This is a genomic window from Kitasatospora sp. NPDC058162 (assembly GCF_042884005.1).
Classification (GTDB): domain Bacteria; phylum Actinomycetota; class Actinomycetes; order Streptomycetales; family Streptomycetaceae; genus Kitasatospora.
Genome location: NZ_JBHVUS010000023.1, coordinates 111,028 through 125,176, shown reverse-complemented (window position 1 = coordinate 125,176; position 14,149 = coordinate 111,028). Strand labels below are relative to the sequence as shown.

Genomic DNA, 14,149 nt, shown 5'->3' with positions numbered 1-14,149 from the left:
CGGCAGGCAGAGCATGGTCATCATCGGCGGCGGCCTCGGCGGCCTGTCCACCGGCTGCTACGGGCAGATGAACGGCTACCGGACCCAGGTCCTGGAGATGCACGAACTGCCCGGCGGCTGCTGCACCGCCTGGGACCGCGGCGAGTTCACCTTCGACTGCTGCGTCAGCTGGCTGCTGGGCAGCGGCCCCGGCAACGAGATGCACCGGATCTGGCTCGAACTCGGCGCCCTCCAGGGCAAGCGGATGCGCAACTTCGACGTGTTCAACGTGGTGCGCACCCGGGACGGCCGGGCGGTCCACTTCTACTCCGACCCGGACCGGCTGGAGGCCCACCTGCTGGACCTCGCCCCCGAGGACGCCCGGCAGATCCGGCAGTTCTGCGCCGGCCTGCGCAAGTTCCGCTTGGCGCTGGCCCGTTACCCCTTCCTCAAGCCGGTCGGACTGATGGGCCGGCGGGAGCGCTGGCGGATGCTCGCCTCCTTCCTGCCGTACTTCAACGTGATCCGGCGCTCCATCTCGGTGCTGATGAGCGACTACTCGGCGCGCTTCCGCAGCCCGCTGCTGCGCGAGGCGTTCAACTTTGTCCTGTACGAGAAGCACCCCAACTTCCCGGTGCTGCCCACGTACTTCCAACTCGCCTCGCACGCCGGGCAGTCCGCCGGGGTGCCGGAGGGCGGCTCGCTCGGCCTGGCCCGCTCGGTCGAGCAGCGCTACCGTCGGCTCGGCGGCGAGATCACGTACAACGCCAAGGTGACCGAGATCCTGGTCGAGCGGGACACCGCCGTCGGGGTGCGGCTGAGCGACGGGCGCGAGGTCCGGGCGGACATCGTGGTGGCCGCCTGCGACGGCCGCACCACGATGCTGGACCTGCTCAAGGGCCGCTACCTCAACGACACCTACCGGCGGCTGTACACCGAGACGCTCACCGAGCCGGGCATGGTTTTCCCCGGGTACCTCACCGTCTTCCTCGGCCTGCGCACGCCCTTCCCGGCGGGCGACCCGTGCACCACCTACCTGCTGGAGGAGGAGTTCGCGGCCCGGCTCACCGGCATCCGGCACCCCAGCATCAACATCCAGTTCCGCAGCCGCCACTACCCCGAACTGTCGCCCGCCGGGACCACCGTCGTCTACGCCAGCTACTTCTGCGACATCGCCCCCTGGCGGGCCCTGAGCACCGGCCCCGAGCAGGCCCCCCGGCTGCGGCGCGGCGAGGAGCTGCACACCCTGCCGGTCGGCCGGGGGCGGGAGTACCAGCGGGAGAAGCGCCGGGTGCGCGACGCCGTCATCGAGTTCCTGGACGGCCACCACCCCGGGCTGCGGGACGCGGTGGCCGTCAAGGACGTCTCCACCCCGCTCACCCAGGTCCGCTACACCGGCAACTACGACGGCACCGTGCTCGGCTGGCAGCCCTTCGTGGAGGGCGGGGAGACCCTGGAGGAGGAGATCAAGCGCAACGGCCCGGGACTGCCGGGCCTGGCCAACTTCTACCTCTCCGGCGTCTGGGCGACCACCGGCGGCCTGATCCGCGCGGCCGCCGCCGGCCGCCACGTCGTGCAGTTCATCTGCCGCGACGACGCCCGCCCGTTCACCGCCGAGGTGGACGACCACGCACCGCCGCCCACCCTGATCACCGACCCGGTCGGGCCCGACGACCGGCAGTTTGGAGTCACCTCGTGAGCCAGTCCGTGAGGACCGCAGAGTCCGTGATGACCGCCGAGAGGGTGCGGATCGAGAAGTGGATCGTCCGCGCCCATGTGGACGGGGTGCCGGACGTGGAGCGGATGTACGAGAAGGTCGTGGAGGAGGTGGACGTCCGGCTCGGCGAGGACGAGATGCTGCTGCGCACGCGCTGGGTGTCGGTGGACCCGTACCTCCAGGGGATCGCGCTGGACACCCCGGTCGGGGACCATATGGGCGCCGACTCGATCATGGAGGTGGTGCAGGCCGGTCCCGCCGCGCGGTTCGCGGTCGGCGACCTGGTGCAGGGCTTCGGCGGCTGGCGCAGCCACGTGATCGGCAACGGCGCGTCCTGGCTCTGGCAGACCGGCACCTTCCCGATGGTCTTCCCGGCCTTCCGCCGGCTGGACCGCGCGGACTACGACGAGCAGCTGCCGATCACCACCGCGCTCGGCCTGCTGGGCGGGCCCGGGATGACCGCCTGGGGGACGGTGGAGAAGTTCCTGGACGTGCGCCCCGGGCTGACGGTGCTGGTCAGCGGGGCCAGCGGCGCCGTCGGCTCGGTGGTCGGCCAGCTGGCCCGGCACCGCGGCGCCCGGGTCATCGGCACCACGGCGACCCCGGCCAAGGCCGACCGGCTGCGGGAGCTGGGCTTCGACGCGGTGCTGGAGTACCGCGACGGCGACGACCCGGAGCGGCTGGCGAAGGAGCTGGCCCAGCTCGCCCCGGACGGCATCGACCGCTACTTCGACAGCCTGGGCGGCACCCTCACCGACACGGTCTTCGGGATGCTCTCGGTGGACAGCCGGGTGGCGGTCTGCTGGCAGTGGGGCAGCCAGGTCGGCGGGGCCTGGGCGGGCCCCCGGCTGCTGCCGATGATCATGTTCCCGCGCACCGTGATCCGCGGCATCTTCGCCCTGGAGTGGTTCACCGAGGAGAACTGGGCCGCGCTGCGGCGGGACCTGGGCGCCCTGGTGCGCAGCGGGGAGCTGCGCTACCAGCAGACCGTCCACCGGGGGTTCGACAGCATCCCGGCCGCCTACCGCAGCCTCTACGTCGACCGTTCGGCGAACCGGGGGAAGGTGCTGGTCGAGCTGTGAGCAGGCCCGTTCACGGGGGAGGGCCCCTCGGTCTGGCGGGGCCGAGGGGCTGGTCCGGGGTCGGGTTCAGCCCAGGGTGAACCAGGTGCTGCGGGACTTCTTCCACTCCGGGTGGGTGAGGTCCTTGGCGGCCGTGCCGTCGCCGTAGAGGTCGGCGGAGCCGTTGTCGGTGATCAGCTGGACGCGGGCGCCGGGGGCGTCCAGGTCGGGTACGTCCGGGAGGGCCTCCCAGGCGCCGGCGTCGCTGGTCGGCAGGTCGATCAGTTTGACCGGCTTGGACGTCGGCCGGCCGTCCCAGCGGTAGAGCGCGTACGGGGCGGAGTTGTCCTCGGCCGCCCAGGAGCCCGCCACGATCAGGTACTGGCCGAGCGCGTTGCGGCGCAGCTCACGGACGGACAGGCCGCCGAGGTCCAGCTCGATCGGCTCGCCGATGGTGGCGTGGGCGCCCGAACCGTCGAACAGGGAGGGGAAGCCGGTGACCGGCACGAGCAGCGCCCGGCCGCCGGTGACCGCCGGGGTGAGCGGGGCGCGGAAGCCCACGTAGGCGGTGGTGGAGCTGCCCGGGGCGAACTCCAGGCCCTCGACGTTGAACCCGTCGATCTGCTTGGGGGCCTGGCCCTCGGCGGCGCCGGCCGCGAAGCCGTAGCGGTCGCCGTGGGCGGAGTCCCAGGCGATCAGGTCGTCGCGCAGGCCCTGGTACGAACCGGTCAGCGACAGCTGGGTGTCGGGGCCCGAGCCGGTCACCCTGGTGGTGAACAGGGTGTGCCGGTCGGGCTTGACCTTGCCGTCCTTGTTGTTGCCGAGCGAGCCGGTCCAGTAGATCGTGTCGCCGACCCGGGCGGCGGCCTCGATGTCGATCTCCTTGGCGACGCCGAGTGCCGTGCTGAAGTCCCAGCTGCGCACCGGCGCACCGGAGTTGGCGCGGTCGTAGAGCCGCAGGGTGTTGGACTCGTCGTCGCCGACCAGGAGGTAGCCGCCGCCCGCGTCCACGGCGGCCGAGGCGTCGCTGGCGCCGGTGAGGTAGCGGCTCGCGGCGGAGTCCCGGACGGCGGGGGAGGCGGCGTAGTGCAGCGTGCGGGTGGCGGTCCTGCCGCCCAGGCCGGTCACCTTGACGGTCAGGTCGGTGTAGCCGACGCCCTGGGCGGCGACCGCCAGGGTGCGGGTGGCGCCGCTGCCGGTCACCGTCACGTCGCCGGTCCGGGCGACCGAGGCCCTGGTGGTGGCCGAGGCCGCGACCGTCAACGCCGAGGCAGCGGCGCCGCTCTGGGCGACCGTGACGCCCACCGTCGGGTCGCCGGTGGCGCCCACCGCGCCGGACAGGTACCCGGCCGAGAAGGTGATCGTCGGGGTGCCGTACGAGGCGGCGGCGGCCGGCACCGCCGGGAGGGCGAGCACGGGCACCGCCGCGACGGCGACGGCCAGCGGCAGCAGACGGCGGGGGGAACGGATCACGGTGACGGCCCTTCGACGCGGGTTCGGCGTACGGGAGTTGGCGTGGGGTCAGCCTGCTGTGCGTGGGCGAACGCCGACCCTACGTCAGCGAACGGTACGACGAACAGCAGGCTTCCGGTACCGGGCCGCCGGGCCGTCCCATGAGCGCTGCTAGCCGGTGATCCCGGCCGCGCGCAGGCGGCGCTCGACCTCCTCCCAGGTCGGGGGGACCGGGGCGGTCCGGCGGTCGCCCATGCCCTTGTCCTTGAAGCCGCTGGAGGTGGAGACGCAGACCACCGGGCCGTCTTCCGGGGCGTCGGCGCCGAGACTGCGCAGCCCCGCCAGGCCGGCCGCCGCGGACAGCTCGGCCCACAGCCCGGCGCGGGCCAGTTCGCGCTGGGCGTCGGCGAGTTGACGGTCGTCCACGGTCAGCGCGGCGCCGCCGCTCCCGCGCACCGCCAGCACGCCCCGGTAGCCGCTCACCGGGGAGCCGATCGAGTACGCGTCGCTCGGGCCGACCGTCACGTGCGCGGCCGGGACGTCCTCGGCGATCGCCCGGTGCAGCGGGCCGGAGGCCGCCGACTCGCAGGCGAAGATCCGCGGCACCCGGTCGGCGAGGCCCAGCCGGCGCAGCTCGGCGAAGCCCTTCCAGACGCCGTAGAGCAGCTCGCCGTACCCGGTGGGGACGAACACCGCGCTCGGCACGCCGACGTCCTGGAAGATCTCGTACGCGACGGTCTTGTAGCCCTCGGGGCCGAAGGCGTGGCCGGTGTGGGTGGTCGTCAGGTTGCTGACCGGGTGCAGGCCGAAGCGCTCGACCACGCGGCGCAGCAGCGGCCAGCGGGCCTCCCACGGGACGGGCAGCACCACGGCGCCGTAGGCGTTGAGGAAGGCGTCCACGGCGGGCGGGGTGTCCGGGCCGGTGAACACCACGCAGGGCAGCCCGGCGCGGGCGGCGTACGCGGCCGCCGAGGCGCCGTGGTTGCCCGAGGAGGCGACCGCGATGCCGGGCGCGCCGACGCCGACGGCGGCGCTGGTGGTGCAGCGGTTGAGCCGGTCCTTGTGGCTCCAGGTCGGGTTGCGGGACTCATCCTTGACGTACACGCCCGGACCGAGCTCCACCAGCGGGGTGGCGCCCTCGCCGAGGCCGGGGGCGAGCAGCGGGGGCAGCAGCGGCGCCCACCGCTCCAGGCCGCCGCGGGCCTTCACGGGGGCGAACAGGGCGTCGGGGTCGGCCTTGTCGTAGGCGTAGTCGACCTCGACGGGGTAGGAGACGTCCTCCGTGCTGGTGCGCGGGCAGCCCGAGGTCAGCGGGGGCCAGAGGGGGTAGTCGAGGGTGGGGTCGCCGAGCGAGCGCTGGCCGGTTGCGAGGGAGTCGGAGGTTGCCATGTAAGCAGCCTAGGGGGGTTTCGGGTGCTACCGGGCGGGTTTTTGAATCTTGGTCGGCGGGGGACACTCACGAGGCGCCGAACCTCGGGCGTCGGGCGTCCGAGGTCGGACGGGAGCCGGGAGGCGAGATGGACAGCGGCATACGGGCGATGGTCGACGCGGTCGACGAGGCGAGGCGGCAGCTGCGGGAGAACGCGCTGCCGAAGGCGAAGGAGGCCGGGCGGGACCGGATCCCGGAGGGAGAGGACGCCGAGCTGCTCGGGGCGCTCGCTGCGCTGGTGAAGGCCGCGGGGGACCTGGCGGATGCCGTCGGCGATCGGGTGGTGAGCCGGGACACCTGCAAGACGTACGCCAGGGCGGCCCGGCGCCTGGAGAGAGAGGCCGCCAATCTGAGCGGCGATCGGCACGATGCGGCCAAGCGCGCCGGATGACAGCTGCCGGTGCCCCCTTCGCGTGAGGGGGCACCGGCAGGTTGCCCGGGTGGCTCAGCGGTGGCCGGTGAACTGCACCACCTGCTGGTAGGTCGGGCGGTTCTGCCAGGTGGTCTTGTCGTCCGTCACCCCGCCCAGCGGGCGCTGGATGATGGTGTCGGCGCACCACTGGTCGCCCGCCGTGCAGTCGGCGTCGCCCGGGTAGACCTGGGCGGGGGTCTGGGCGGCGGCCTGCGTCAGGGTGGTCAGCAGCACGGTGCGGCAGGCCGGGAGGTCGCCGCCGCCGCAGAAGGGCCGGGCCAGCGGGCCGGCGACCGGGTCGCCGAGGACGGCCCGCAGGTCCTTGTCCAGGTAGCTCCACCAGCCGTACTGGAAGGCCGAACCCTTGTGCGGGATGGCCTCGTTGGCGCTCACCGGGCCGCCGCCGGCGGCGCCGGTCTGGCCGCCGGAGGGCGACTCGTTGATCTGCAGCGCGCCGGTCAGCGCGGCGAACAGCTGATCCCCGAGCCCGGGTCGCATGACGCCGTCGGCGACCAGCGGCCACCAGGCGTCCAGCACCCGGATCGCGGCCGCGTCCGCGTAGGCGTGGCTGCCCGGCGAGGTCTCCTTGCGCTGGGCGCCGTCGGCGAGCCAGGCCTCCAGCTGCTGGAGGGCGGTGGCGGCGGCCGGGTCGGTGACGGGCGCGCTGCGCAGCACCCGGATCAGGTCGGGCAGCACGTCCTCGGCCCGCAGGTCGGCCAGGGCGGCGCCCTCCATCGCCTGGGTGAGGGTGACCCGGCTCGCCTTTCCGCCGCCCTGGAGCAGCGCCTTGACCCGGTCGTCGAGCAGGTTGGCGCGGTGCACCGAGCCGTTGCCGAAGCCGGCCGCGGTGTACCCGCTCGCCTGCTTGTTGTTCCAGGAGACGTAGTAGTCCTGGTTCACGGACTGCGGGTGCTCGGCCGGCGGGGTGTACCGGGCGGTGTTGGTGGCCGGGTCGAAGTCGGCCCACTCGTAGGCGGGTTGGGCGAGCACGGGCAGTCCGGCGTCGACGCCGGGGGCGCGCACCGGGTTGCTGCCGGAGTTGTAGTACGCGATGTCGCGGGAGTCGGCGTAGAACCAGTTGAAGGTGTAGTTGATGTCCTGCGCCGCCTGCTGGAAGCTCGGCGCGTCGTGCACCGCGCCGGGGTCGTTCAACTCCTGGAAGCCGATGATGGAATCGGCCTCGTGCCGGTAGGTGGAGCGCAGCGAGGTGAAGGCGACGGGCGCGCCGCCGACCGTGCCGCGGGCCGTCACCAGCCCGTAGTTCGAGCGGTACATCACCAGGGTGTAGGAGCCGGCCGGGGTGGAGTCGCCGGTGGTCGGGTTCCAGGCGTCCTTGCGCTCCAGCCGGTCGAAGGGCAGGCACTGCCCGTGCCAGAGGTAGGAGTTGGCGGCGGTGGTGACCGGGGAGCCGTCGGTGGTGCAGAGCGGGACGGCGTAGGTGTCGGTGATGTCCTGCCCGGCCGAGGTCGCGCTCCAGGCGTAGTCCTGGCCGCGGCCGAGCTGCACGTAGAAGCTGAGGCCCGCGAAGGCCGCGCCGCGGGCGCTGATCCCGGGGCCCTGGATCTCCTCCAGCATCAGCAACTGCGGGGCGAAGTAGCCGGTTTGGGGGCCGAACACGGCGACCGGGTGGCCGGTGTCGGTGTGCGCGCCGGAGACCAGCAGGGCGTTGGACATGCCGTGCTTGGCGGTGAGCAGGTTGCCGGGCAGCACGCCGTTCGCCTTCGTGGTCGCGGTGTTCGCCGAGCCGCTGGCGTCGTAGACCATCCGCTCGGGCACCACCGAGCCCGGGTCCGGCAGGGCCTGGCCCTGCGGGTCGTCCGGCACCGTCGCGTACGGGAAGCTCTGCCCGTCGTGCAGGGTGCGGACGGCCTCCGGGTCGTCGGACTCGCGCAGCGACTTCCACACCGCGTCCCCGGCGTCCTTCCCGTACCGGGCCTCGGCGGCCGACTTGACCTGGGCGGAGGCGAGTTCACCACCGCCGCCCGCGCCGAACAGCGCGCCGACCACGGAGGCCAGGGCGACCAGGTCGGTCAGCTTGAAGGGCTCGATCGAACCGGCGTTGGTGATCGGGTCGATGTGGCCGGTCAGGTCGTACTCGCCGGGGAAGGTGCGGCCGTTGTAGGCCTGGGACGCGTACTGGTTGATGCCGTCCAGGTAGGCGTTGGCGTCCGCCAGCGCCTGGGTGGCCCGGCCGCCGCGGGCGGCGAGGGCGTCGATCTGCTGCTGCAACTCGGCCTCGGTGTACGGCGCGGCCTGCCAGAAGCTCTGCTCCAGTTGCCGGTTGGCGGCCGCGCCGCCCGCGAAGCCGGACAGTTCGCCGCGGCCGACGTGCCGGAACAGGTCCATCACCCACAGCCGGTCCTGCGCGGCCGCGTAGCCCGCGCCGAACTCGGTGCCGTACCGGGTGGTGCCGCTGATGTGCGGGACGCCGGTCGCCTTGTCGCGCACGATCGTCACGTCCGGGCGCGGGTTGACGGTGCTGGCCACCTGGTCGGCGGGGACGCCGAAGGAGGCGTCGTTGAAGAAGCTCCGCAACCCGGCCTCGGTGAGCCCCGGGTAGCCGGAGGCGAGGGCCGAGTACGGGCCGAGCTGGTCGTCGGTGTGGGCGGGGCGGCTGCCGAACGCCCGGTTGAGCAGGATCTCGGCGAGGGTGGCGTTGCCGTTCTCGCCGGGCGGGAGGATGTCGGTGCAGTGGCCGCCGCAGTAGTCGGGGGCGGCGGTGGTCGTGTTCGCCGTCGCGGCCGTGGGGGCGGTCAGGGCGGCGGTGACGAACAGGGCCGACGCGAGTGCGACGGCCGCGGACCGGAGGGGGCGGGGGCGTGTGCGTGGGGGCATGGCGAGCTCCTCCGTCGAAGCCACGGGGAGTCGACGGTAGGGGCGCTACTGGACGGTTGGCTAGTACCGTGCATGCCATTTCGCCCCGGGCCTCGACCCGCCGCTGCACTGAAAGACCTACGGGGGCAGCTACTCGATCAACAATTCAATGTCGCCGATCAGTTCGAGACTGGTAGCGTCCTCGACGTGGCAAAGCTGAACCAGATCATCGCCGTTGAAAAGGGCGTCAAGTCCAAGTCCTTCCAGGAGCTGACCCAGGCCCACCAGGACCTGCAGAAGCCCGCGCTGCTGGCCGGGATCTCCCGGACCTACCAGCCCAAGGACGAGGAGGGCGAGCAGCTGCCGCCGGAGTCGACCCGGGTGCAGCTGAAGGCCGAGGACATCCTGCGCTCCACCGCGAGCACCCTCACCCGGCTGTTCGACGTGACGGCCACCAAGGACTGGGCCAACATCGGCGCCAGCGCAGATGTGGTGGTGGACGGTCAGGTGCTCCTCGCCCAGGTGCCGGTCCCGTACCTGCTCTTCCTGGAGAAGCAGCTCACCGACCTGTTCACCTTCGTGAAGAAGCTCCCGGTGCTGGACGCCTCCGAGTCCTGGAACCTGGACCCGTCCACCGACTCCTGGAAGACCGAGCCGGTGCGCACCATCCGCACCAAGAAGGTGCCGCGCAACCACGTCAAGGCCGAGGCCACCGAGAAGCACCCGGCCCAGGTCGAGGTCTACTACGAGGACATCCCGGTCGGCTACTGGACCACGGTCAAGTTCTCCGGCGCGCTGCCGGCCCGCCGGGTGAACGAGCTCGCCGAGCGGGTGGAGAAGCTCCAGCAGGCGGTCAAGTTCGCCCGCGAGGAGGCCAACGCCGTCGAGGTCACCGACCAGCGGGTCGGCGACGCCGTCTTCGGCTACCTGTTCCGGTAGCCCCACGATCGCCCGCCCGGGGAGCCGGGTGGGTGCACCGAGCGCGCCGACTCCGCTCCGGGAAGCCGGGCGGGTGCGCTGCGCGGTGCGAAAAGCTGACACTGATGTTGAAGCTGACCAGGGGTCACAGTGGAGGTTCGAATCCTCCCCCCGGCACCACCGGCCGGGGTAGCCCAAGCCAGGAAGAGGCAGGCCCCGTGAATCTCAGACTCTCGCTCCAGTCTCAGCATTCGCCGCCGAACACCGGATCGACCGGGTGCGGACGAATATCGACGAATGCAGGTTCAAGTCCTGTCTGTGCCGCTCCGTGGCACGGTAGTTCAAAGGCAGAACGCGTCGATTTCAATCTGATCCGCGACCCTTAAACGTGCCGGTGTGCGCAATTGGGCGGCAAACAGGGGCCCGGGAGCTGGCTACGCTCCCGGGTCCTCTAGCTTTTGCGCCGTTCCCGGGGCCGGCTCCGGGCGGCGCCGGCGGGGGGCCGACACCAACCGGCGAACGGGCGGCTGATGGGAGTGGACGTGCAGGTCGAGGAGATGCTGGACCGGCTCGGCGCGGTGATCGGGCCGCCGCTGGAGGGGGTGGTTCCGGTGCCGTGGGAGCTCGGGCCTGAGGAGATCGGTTTCCAGCTGCCCGCGGACTACCGGGCGTTCGTCGACCGGTACGGGATGGTCAGCATCAGTGACGAACTGCACGTCTTCGCACCGTCGGCGGCGCCCAGTCCCAAGGTCGGGCAGCCGCCAGGCTTCGAGGGGTTCGTGTACTTCACGACGGATCCTTATGGATACACCGCCATGCTGGCCCAGGCCTACGAGGACGGGGACTACGACGAGTGCCCGTATCCGCTGTTCCCGGCCGAGGGCGGGCTGCTGAAATGGGGGAACAATTATAACTCCGACCAGTTCTTCTGGTTGATGCGGGGCCCGGACCCGGCCCGGTGGCCGGTCGCCGCCAAGTTCGACTCGATGCTGGAGTGGGACCTGTTCGAGGGCGGCTTTCTGGAGTTCCTGCTGGCGGCGGTGACGGAGCAGTACCCGTACCACGATGACGTTGTTCCTGGCGGAATGAAGCAGGTCGGTGACGGCCGGTCCTACCGCTTCAGGGGTGACTGGTTGAAGCAGCTTCCGTAGTGCGCCGATCCGGCTGTCGGCGGGGTCGGTTAGGGTCGCTCGCGGTAGTTGGGTGATCTTTTCCGTCGTGTGGTGGCGGGGCAGGGGGTTGTGGTGGCTGTGGTGGACGGGGTGGGGCGGGAGCTGCTGGCTGCGGGGGAGGCGTGCTGGGAGCGGGCGCACCTGGACCTGGAGGCCTCGGGGGAGGAGCCGCTGCGGGTGGTCGAGGGGCTGCACCTGCTGGGGGAGGCGTGCTACGAGGCCTGGGAGGGGCCGGTGGCGGTGCTGTTGGACGGGGCGAGCGGGGAGGTGTTCCTCGGGCGGCCGGATGATGACGGGGTGCTGCAACGGGACTTGCTGGCCAGCAGTGTGGAATGCCTGGTCGCGCTGGCGCGGGTGATCGAGGCGCCCGGTGCGGGGCGGGAGTACGGGCCGGCGGGGGTTGCCGGGGTCGAGGAGGCCGGGCGGCGGTTGCTGCGGGAGGCCGATCCGGAGCTGTACCGGCGGACGGATGGTCGGCCCGCGCACTGGGAGACGGCGCTGACGGTCCGTGCCCTGGCCTGGGGTGCCGAGGCGGATGGACCGGGCGGGCTGGCGTATGCCGTCACTCCGGCGTTGGTGGAGGACCTCGCGACGGCGGAGGGGGAGGGCAGCGTCCGCCGGTTCCGGGAAGCGGAGTTGTCGGAGAGCGTGACGCACGGTCCGACCCGGCTGCTGCTGGTCGAGGCCGGGCTGCCGGTGTCCGAGGACTGCGTGCTCTCCGTCGACGCGGAGGAGCCGCTGGAGGGCTACCAGCCGGAGGAGGACGAGGAGGAGCCCGGGGACCGGGCGTACCAGCGCGGGTTCCTGGAGCTCGGCGGGTGGATGTACGACTTCGTGGTGCTGCTCGACGGCGCGACCGGGCGGGTCGAACTCCCCGACCTGTGGGACGACGGGGAGCCGGCCGCCTATCTGCACCGCGACCTGTCCGCGCTGCTGTACACGCTCTGGACCTTCCACCGGCTGCGCGCCGCGCGGGAGGAGGCGGACCAGGCGGCGGATTCGGCGTCGTGGTCGGTGTTCGACCCGTGCGAGCTCTTCGACGGGGCGGCGGAGGAGGCGTTGCGGGCGATCGACCCGGAGGCGTTCGCCAGCGAGGAGCACTTCTGGCCGCTGCGGATCGACGACGGGCACATGGGCAGCCTGCTGGAGTAGGGGGTCGGCCGGTGCTGTGCAGGTGCTCGGTGCGCTGCTGCTGGTCGGCGGACTGCGTGCGGGTCGGCAGCCGTGGGGGCGGCTGCCGACCCGGGTGCCGTGCCCGGCTCAGTCGGGCAGGTTCGGAGGGGTCGGTCAGGGCTTGAGGATGAGGCGGATGGGGTTGCCCTCCTTGCGTTCCAGGGCCTCGACGGCGCGGGGGGCGTCGGCGAGGGGGAAGGTGCCGCTGACGGAGCGGGTGAAGTCGAGGCGGCCGCCGCGGACCAGGTTGACCAGGTCGATGACGTCCTTGCCGTCGGAGCCGTAGTGGCCGAGGATCTGCTGGCGCAGGTAGCTGACCATGGTGCCCTTGGTGATGGTCAGCGGCTGGTCGGTGAGGCCGACGAGGACCAGGCGGCCGCGTTCGCCGAGGGTGGCCATGGCCTGTTCGCGGACGGGGGCGACGCCGGCGAAGTCGAAGGCGGCGGCGAGGGGGCGGCCGCCGGTGGCGGCGCGCAGGTGGTCGGCGAACTGCGGGTCGGCGGGGTCGAGGGCGGTGTCGGCGCCGAAGGCGAGGGCGCGTTCGCGGGCGGCGGGCAGCGGGTCGACGGCGACGATCGGGAAGGCGCCGATGGCGCGCAGCAGTTGGACGCCGTGGGCGCCGAGTCCGCCGACGCCCCAGACGCCGACGGGCTCGGCGGGGCGGACGGCACCGGTGGTGGTGATGGCGGCCCAGGGGGTGGAGACCGCGTCGGGGATGAAGCAGGCCTGCTCGAAGGGGAGTTCGTCGGGTATCGGGACGAGGGTGGTGGCCGTGGCGAGGGCGTACTCGGCCCAGCCGCCGTCGTAGTCCACGCCGCGGGTGTGCACCCGGCCGTCGCGGGTCTCACCGGCCTGGAGCAGCACCCGGTCGCCGACGGCGGTGCCGGTCACGCCTTCGCCGAGGGTGTGCACGGTGCCCGCGACCTCGTGGCCGAGGGTGACCTTGTCGCCCTTGAGGAGGAACGGCTTGAGGGTGCCGTCGATGAGGTGGACGTCGGAGAGGCAGACGCCGGCGGCCTCGACCTTGATCAGCACCTCGCCCGGGCCGGGTGCCGGGACGGGCACCTCCTCGACGGCGAACGTGCCCTTGGTGACGTCGAGGCGGCCGGCGAGCATGGTGGCGGTCATCGGGACTTCCCTTCTGCCGGGGGCGGCGGGACCGGGGGGAGTGTCCCGCCACCCCAAACTTGCTTGCTATCCAACAAGCAAATTCACCCTAGCATGGTGCCATGCCCACGCACGATGACCCGGCCACCGACGCGACTGCCCGCGCGAGCGCTCCGCAGGCCGACCAGCCGCAGCCTCGCCGTACCCAGTCCGAGCGCCCTGCCCAGGCCGAGCGCCGTACCCAGGCCGAACGGCGCGCGCATGCCGAGGCCGCGCTGTTGGCCGCCGCCGCCCGGCTGATCGCCGAGCACGGCAGCACCGGGGTCACCCTCGCCAGGGTGGGGGAGGAGGCGGGCTTCAGTCGGGGCCTGGCCACCCACTACTTCGGCTCCAAGGCCGCGCTGCTCGCCCGGCTGCAGGAGGAGGCGCTGGCGGAGGCGATGGCGGCGGCCGCGCCCGAGCGCAGCGGCGCCGGGGCGGCGGAGGAGCTGTGCGGCTTCGCCCGGGGGGTGCTCGACGGGGTGCGGAACCCGACCGATCTGGGCCGGGCCTTCGTGGTGCTGGGGGCGGAGGCGCTCGCGGGAGCCTCCGAGCTGACGGCCGCGGTGGCGGAGCTGGACGCCCGGACGCGCGGCTGGGCCGCGGACGTGGTCGGCCAGGGCGCGGCGGAGGGGGAGGTGCGGGCCGGGGTGGACGCCCGGGCCTTCGCCTTCGCCTTCGTCGGGCTGCTCAAGGGGCTGGTGGTGCAGGCGGCGGCCGCTCCGGAGGCCTTCGACGTGGCGACGGCGACGGCCGAGGCGGAGCGCTGGATCAGAGGGGCGCTCGTCGGCGGCTGAGGGGTGGCAGACGGCTGAGCGGTGGCCGACGGCCGGTCCGGGGCCGGTCGCGCGACGCGACGGGAGGCGGACCGGCCCT

11 protein-coding genes are annotated in these 14,149 nt (G+C 72.8%); 7 read left to right on the top strand and 4 right to left on the bottom strand.

The annotated features are described in order from the left end of the window. The first annotated feature begins 13 nt into the window (after positions 1 to 13). The gene (locus ACFVXG_RS31555) at positions 14 to 1,678 is read left to right on the top strand and encodes a phytoene desaturase family protein (protein WP_387932353.1); all 1,665 of its coding nucleotides are present in this window, start codon (positions 14 to 16) and stop codon (positions 1,676 to 1,678) included. A 44-nt stretch (positions 1,679 to 1,722) separates the two neighbouring features. Continuing rightward, positions 1,723 to 2,778, top strand: a complete 1,056-nt coding sequence (locus ACFVXG_RS31550; protein ID WP_387932351.1) for a zinc-binding dehydrogenase — start codon at positions 1,723 to 1,725, stop codon at positions 2,776 to 2,778. Between the two features lie 66 nt (positions 2,779 to 2,844). On the opposite strand, the gene ACFVXG_RS31545 is transcribed toward ACFVXG_RS31550, so the two are convergent. Continuing rightward, a complete protein-coding gene (locus ACFVXG_RS31545; RefSeq protein WP_387932349.1) occupies positions 2,845 to 4,179 on the bottom strand; it encodes a hypothetical protein in 1,335 nt (444 codons plus the stop codon). A gap of 201 nt (positions 4,180 to 4,380) precedes the next feature. Further along, on the bottom strand, positions 4,381 to 5,598 hold the full coding sequence (locus ACFVXG_RS31540; protein WP_387932325.1) for a pyridoxal-phosphate dependent enzyme: 1,218 nt from the start codon (positions 5,596 to 5,598) through the stop codon (positions 4,381 to 4,383). Between the two features lie 128 nt (positions 5,599 to 5,726). On the opposite strand from ACFVXG_RS31540, the gene ACFVXG_RS31535 reads away from it, so the two are divergent. Further along, the gene (locus tag ACFVXG_RS31535) at positions 5,727 to 6,029 is read left to right on the top strand and encodes a hypothetical protein (RefSeq protein ID WP_387932323.1); all 303 of its coding nucleotides are present in this window, start codon (positions 5,727 to 5,729) and stop codon (positions 6,027 to 6,029) included. A 54-nt stretch (positions 6,030 to 6,083) separates the two neighbouring features. On the opposite strand, the gene ACFVXG_RS31530 is transcribed toward ACFVXG_RS31535, so the two are convergent. Continuing rightward, on the bottom strand, positions 6,084 to 8,885 hold the full coding sequence (locus tag ACFVXG_RS31530) for a penicillin acylase family protein (RefSeq protein ID WP_387932321.1): 2,802 nt from the start codon (positions 8,883 to 8,885) through the stop codon (positions 6,084 to 6,086). 186 nt (positions 8,886 to 9,071) lie between these two features. Between ACFVXG_RS31530 and ACFVXG_RS31525 the strand changes: the two genes are divergently transcribed. The 3 genes from ACFVXG_RS31525 (at position 9,072) to ACFVXG_RS31515 (ending at position 12,106) form a co-directional block, all read left to right on the top strand. Continuing rightward, entirely contained in the window at positions 9,072 to 9,803 is a 732-nt protein-coding gene (locus ACFVXG_RS31525) for a hypothetical protein (RefSeq protein ID WP_387932319.1), read from the top strand. Positions 9,804 to 10,312: 509 nt separating this feature from the next. After that, positions 10,313 to 10,933, top strand: a complete 621-nt coding sequence (locus ACFVXG_RS31520; protein ID WP_387932317.1) for a hypothetical protein — start codon at positions 10,313 to 10,315, stop codon at positions 10,931 to 10,933. Between the two features lie 93 nt (positions 10,934 to 11,026). Continuing rightward, on the top strand, positions 11,027 to 12,106 hold the full coding sequence (locus ACFVXG_RS31515; protein WP_387932315.1) for an SUKH-4 family immunity protein: 1,080 nt from the start codon (positions 11,027 to 11,029) through the stop codon (positions 12,104 to 12,106). Positions 12,107 to 12,241: 135 nt separating this feature from the next. On the opposite strand, the gene ACFVXG_RS31510 is transcribed toward ACFVXG_RS31515, so the two are convergent. Next, on the bottom strand, positions 12,242 to 13,255 hold the full coding sequence (locus tag ACFVXG_RS31510; protein ID WP_387932313.1) for a zinc-binding dehydrogenase: 1,014 nt from the start codon (positions 13,253 to 13,255) through the stop codon (positions 12,242 to 12,244). A 101-nt stretch (positions 13,256 to 13,356) separates the two neighbouring features. On the opposite strand from ACFVXG_RS31510, the gene ACFVXG_RS31505 reads away from it, so the two are divergent. Next, positions 13,357 to 14,070 (top strand): TetR/AcrR family transcriptional regulator, encoded by a 714-nt coding sequence (locus ACFVXG_RS31505; RefSeq protein ID WP_387932311.1) that lies wholly within the window; start codon positions 13,357 to 13,359, stop codon positions 14,068 to 14,070. The last annotated feature ends 79 nt before the right edge of the window (positions 14,071 to 14,149 follow it).

What these genes read in the sequence shown, in the direction of transcription:
- ACFVXG_RS31520 (WP_387932317.1), top strand. Translation starts at nt 10,313, where the DNA reads ATGGGAGTGGACGTGCAGGTCGAGGAGATGCTGGACCGGCTCGGCGCG.
- ACFVXG_RS31540 (WP_387932325.1), bottom strand. Translation starts at nt 5,598, where the DNA reads ATGGCAACCTCCGACTCCCTCGCAACCGGCCAGCGCTCGCTCGGCGAC.
- ACFVXG_RS31555 (WP_387932353.1), top strand. Translation starts at nt 14, where the DNA reads ATGGTCATCATCGGCGGCGGCCTCGGCGGCCTGTCCACCGGCTGCTAC.
- ACFVXG_RS31530 (WP_387932321.1), bottom strand. Translation starts at nt 8,885, where the DNA reads ATGCCCCCACGCACACGCCCCCGCCCCCTCCGGTCCGCGGCCGTCGCA.
- ACFVXG_RS31510 (WP_387932313.1), bottom strand. Translation starts at nt 13,255, where the DNA reads ATGACCGCCACCATGCTCGCCGGCCGCCTCGACGTCACCAAGGGCACG.
- ACFVXG_RS31535 (WP_387932323.1), top strand. Translation starts at nt 5,727, where the DNA reads ATGGACAGCGGCATACGGGCGATGGTCGACGCGGTCGACGAGGCGAGG.
- ACFVXG_RS31505 (WP_387932311.1), top strand. Translation starts at nt 13,357, where the DNA reads ATGCCCACGCACGATGACCCGGCCACCGACGCGACTGCCCGCGCGAGC.